The sequence below is a fragment of the Pseudomonadota bacterium genome (assembly GCA_022361155.1).
Taxonomy (GTDB): Bacteria; Myxococcota_A; Polyangia; order Polyangiales; family JAKSBK01; genus JAKSBK01.
The window spans coordinates 1-3,680 of record JAKSBK010000117.1; the positions used below are offsets into that span (position 1 = coordinate 1).

Annotated in this window: 3 protein-coding genes; all 3 read left to right on the forward strand. The window is 65.0% G+C overall.

The window, feature by feature from the left end; genetic code table 11:
• The first annotated feature begins 368 nt into the window (after nt 1-368).
• The gene (gene radC, locus MJD61_04090; GenBank protein MCG8554458.1) at nt 369-1,154 is read left to right on the forward strand and encodes a DNA repair protein RadC; all 786 of its coding nucleotides are present in this window, start codon (nt 369-371) and stop codon (nt 1,152-1,154) included.
• A 217-nt stretch (nt 1,155-1,371) separates the two neighbouring features.
• Complete coding sequence (locus MJD61_04095; GenBank protein MCG8554459.1) at nt 1,372-3,279, forward strand: HTTM domain-containing protein; 1,908 nt, start codon at nt 1,372-1,374, stop codon at nt 3,277-3,279.
• Nucleotides 3,280-3,355: 76 nt separating this feature from the next.
• Nucleotides 3,356-3,680, forward strand: a 325-nt coding sequence (locus MJD61_04100; GenBank protein MCG8554460.1) for a hypothetical protein, incomplete at its 3' end; no start/stop codon positions are given.

The following is a 3,680-nucleotide window of genomic DNA, read 5'->3' on the forward strand; positions in this document are numbered from 1 at the left end:
GACTCGGGCTCGTGCGCCCTGCGGCCGCGCTCGATCTGGATTCCCGACGCAGCCGCGAGCGCCGCGACGCTCACGGACAGGCTCACCGCACGGTCGCTGAGCATTCCAGTTCCAGACGACTTCCTCGAGCTTAGCCTGCGTCGAGGTCAAGGTCGATCGTTGCGTTGCCTCACGCCAGTGGCTCGCCGGCCGGCGTTCGCCGGCGGCGTGCGGGCCATCCGCCGCCGCGCCTCCCTCAACGTGTTGATCTTACTGGTCTCAAGATCCGGAGCGCAGTGTGCTCCCGGTAAATCGCACCGCCGATGCCCCACCGGTGAGACGCACCCGCACCGGTCACGGCACCGGGCTCGGCAAAGGAGAACGGTCCCATGCCCCACGCTCTGTCGTTGCCAGATCACCGTCGCGATCCGGATCCCGACACGCCAAGCCATGGGCGCGTGCGTCGGGTCGCCGAAGCTACCGGTGCGAAAGCGCCGCTTGCGTGCCCGGCCGGCCGGGGCGGCGCTACAGGTCCGCGCGAGAAGCTGGCCATGAGGGGCCCGGGCAGCCTCAGCGACGTGGAGCTGGTAGCGGTGCTGCTCGGAACAGGTGGGGCCGGGGAGCCGGTGTCCATCGCTGCCGCGCGCCTGCTGCAGCGGGTCGGGAGTATTGCTGCCCTGCATCATTTCGGCGTGGCTGCGCTTTCGGGCCAGACCGGCGTGGGCTTGACCAAAGCATGCCGACTCAAGGCGGCGGTCGAGCTTGGGCGCCGCTCGCTTGCGGTCACGCTGCCTCGCTCCGAGCCGATCCGCAGCAGCCGTCAGGTCGCGCAGGCGCTCTCGCCGCGTTTGGCGACCGAGCAACGGGAGCATTTCCTTGCACTGGCCCTCGATGGACGCAACCGGCCGCTCGCCGAGCTCGACGTGGCCGTCGGCGGCCTCACGGCCTGCAGCGTCCAACCCACCGACGTGTTTCGACTGCTGCTCAGGGAAGCGTGCGCCAGCGTGGTCTTCGTGCATAACCATCCCAGTGGCACCTGTGCTCCCAGCGAGGACGACCGAGCCATCACCGAGCGGCTGCGCACGGCGGGCGAGCTGCTCGGGCTGGGAGTGCTGGATCACATCATCGTCGCTCGCGAGGGCTACTTCAGCTTCGCCGACGCTGGGCTTTTGTAAGTAAGCTAAGACGCTGTTGTATTTGTAAGCAAGGCGCAGGGCTGTGATCCCGGTGGGATCCGCGGCGGATCGGCGAACACAGCCATTGACAAACACCGGGGGGGTACTCTTCCGTCGAAAGTGGCTCTCGCACTCGAAGTCGATCACGCGCTGCGCGGAGTCATGGCTTCGTCCGCTGGCGTTCGGCGCAACCATGGGATAGGGGGCTGGACGCTCGATGGACTGGTTCAAGCGACACTATCTATCAATCGACCCGCGCACTTTGGGTCTCGCCCGGATTCTGATCGGCTTGCTGCTGCTGGCAGACCTCAGCCTGCGCCTCGCTTCGGTTGAGCTTTGGTACAGCAACACGGGACTGCTCCCCAATCACACCTCCATGTGGCAGCCATCGCGCTTCCGGAGCTTCTCCGTCTTCTGGATGTGCTCGCACTGGGAAGAGGCCGCTGCGCTCATGCTGTTGATCGCGCTTGCTTACTTGGGACTGCTGGTCGGCTATCGCACGCGCCTGTGCCAGATCCTGAGCTTGCTGGGCGTCGTGAGCCTGCAAAGCCGCACGGACATGTTGTCGAGCGGCGGTGACTTCGTGCTGGCTATTCTGCTTTGGTGGACTGCTTTTCTGCCCCTTGGACGACGCCTCTCGCTGGACGCGGTGCTCTCAGATCTGCGGCGCCACCAGGACTATGACGACGATGACCTAGCCCGCGCCCGCCAGCGCGCGTGTAACGTCAGCCCTGTGGTCTCATTGGCCGTTTTTGCCGCTTTGATGCAGCTCGCGTTGATCTATTTCTTTAACGCCGTGTCCAAGGATGGCTCGACCTGGAAGGACGGCACGGCGGCCCACTACTTCCTGCAACGGGAGCTCATCATTACGTCCTTTGGGCTGTGGCTGCGCCAGCACGCTTCCTTGGAGCTCTCCTACCTCCTGACTTACGGCACGCTACTGATTGAGGGGCTGCTGCCACTGCTCATCCTGAGCCCCGTGGGGCGGCCGTGGACCCATCGCACAGCCATCATCTTGATCTGTGTCCTACATGTTGCGATCGCACTGATGTCCAACATCGGGATCTTCTCCTACGTGATGATCGTCTTCTCCGCGCTCCTGGTCACGAGGGAAGATTGGGAGACGCTTCGGCGCTGGGGTAGTCGGGCACGCCGCGTGCTCGTGCTCTACAACGGGGACTCCGGGCTGTGTCTTGAGATCGCCCGCTGGCTCAGCCGTTTGGACCTGTTGGGCCGCCTTGAGTTGCGCAATGCAGCCAGGCTGGCCGAGCTTCCGCCGGGTGTAGACCGCACACTGGTCGACCGCACGCTGGTCGCAGTCAGCTCTGAGCCCAACTCGACGCCCACGACGGGCATCCAAGCCGTGGCCCTGACAGTCGCGTGCCTACCTGGAGGATACCCGTGTGGATTGCTGTTGCTGACGCCGGGCCTGCGCCACCTGGGCGATGCAGCCTGCTCGGCCTTGGCTCGACGCAGGATCCGTTGGTCCACCCTGTTGGGTTTGCCACCAGGTGGAGCAGAAGGTAGACCGACCGACGATCACGAGAGTCCGGAGGTCGCGCCAGCGCCCTTGGTGCTACGGCTGCGCGGCTACGGAAGGACAGCCTCCGAGGGCCTCGTCGTCTTCTTGGTCGCCGTCAGCAGCATGCAGCTATGCCTTGAAACGCGTGTGATCCCCGATTTCCTCAAGCCGGACCCCATGCCCGGCTGGACCAAAGCCGTCGTCGGCTACACACGCCTGCACCAAGGCTGGCAGATGTTCTCACCCGACCCGCCACAGACCGAATTGCTCATCGTGGTAGACGCGGTGACCACGACGGGAAGGCATGTCGACCCACTGGCGGAGATGGGTGGTTACCGCTCTGCACCGGAAGCACCTGAGATTCCTGTGCGGCCTGGGCTCGATTCGCTTTGGACCGCCTACCACGCGCGATTGCCCGAAAACTGGCCGCATTTCCGTCCCCTCAAAGAGTGGATAGAACGCTACCACGAGCGCACCGGTGTGGCCGAAGATCGGATCGTGAGCTGGCGGGCTCACCTGCTTGAGCACGACCTCCCAAGACCCGGAGAGAAGGAGCGCAGACGACGCCGGCACCAGATACTAGACGGCTCCGCAGATTTGTGATTGTGATGCTCCGCCTGAATCGAACCTTTCACTTGGGTGCAGCCGGGCTGAGATCCGCGGGGGGATTGACGTGCTGATGCACGCGGCGCGGCTATCGGCCGAACTGTCGTACGCCACGGCCCGCTCGGTCCTGAGCGACTTCGTGCCCCACACGCCGTCGACCGAGGTCATCGAACAGAGCATGTTGGGTCTGGGCGCGCACACCGAGGCGTGGTTTCGATTGCAGCCCGCTCCCCAAGACGATGGCAAAGTCCTGGTGGTGGAGATCGACGCCAAAGGCGTGCCCCCGGCCACCGGTCGAGAGCTTCGACGCCGACGCGGCAAACGAACCAAGCGCGCAGGTGGCGGTTCACCGCGACACCGTGGCCGGCTCAAGCGAGCACGCCACCCCAAGCAGCCTC